This window comes from Mesorhizobium sp. P5_C1, from assembly GCF_054049815.1.
In genome coordinates this window covers 1-605 of sequence record NZ_JBFULQ010001357.1, presented here as the reverse complement: position 1 = coordinate 605, position 605 = coordinate 1, and the positions used below count along the sequence as shown (strand labels likewise).

Genomic DNA, 605 nt, shown 5'->3' with positions numbered 1-605 from the left:
GCATCTCACGGCGTTGCACAACGGGATTGCGCCGGAGCAGATCAGGATGTTTGCAACCCAGGCCGATGCGGCGGACGCAGTGGCCAACGGCGTGGTGCATGCCTATGCCAGCGTTGCGATGGCGCATCGAGGCTATCTGACCCAGCGGTCCGAAATGCCGCTTGGCCTTGTCGAGGTCCCGGCCAGCGAAAAACAGCCATCGGCCGGTGCCTTCGCAATCGCCAAGGGCAACCGCGCCCTGCTCAGGGACATCGATGCTTGCCTCGATGAATTGCTGGGCGGTGACTGGCACCGGCAGATGATGGCGCGATACGGATTTTCGGACAGCGATATCGATCGCGTCGTCTGATCCCGGCGTGGACGCCTGTTTTTATGCATGTCGTTCCCCCAAAACCGGGGCCACTTTTTGGGCGACATGCATTAGAGCTTGATCACATACTCCTTGCGGGTCGTTTCAAGCACTTCCCAACTGCCCTTGAAGCCGGGCCTGAGCACAAAGCTGTCGCCGGCCTTGACGGTGCGCGCCGCACCGCCTTCTTCGGTGATCACCGAAACGCCGGACAGGATGTGGCAGAATTCCCATTCGTCATAGACGATGCGCCATT

1 protein-coding gene and 1 pseudogene are annotated in these 605 nt (G+C 60.5%); one reads left to right on the top strand and one right to left on the bottom strand.

Going from position 1 to position 605, the window contains the following annotated elements:
* Positions 1-349 (top strand): annotated as a pseudogene (locus ACXJ7R_RS35795) (transporter substrate-binding domain-containing protein); the annotation flags it as partial.
* A 71-nt stretch (positions 350-420) separates the two neighbouring features.
* On the opposite strand, the gene ACXJ7R_RS35790 reads toward ACXJ7R_RS35795, so the two are convergent.
* A partial coding sequence (locus ACXJ7R_RS35790; protein ID WP_457155897.1) for a cupin domain-containing protein occupies positions 421-605 on the bottom strand: 185 nt, incomplete at its 5' end.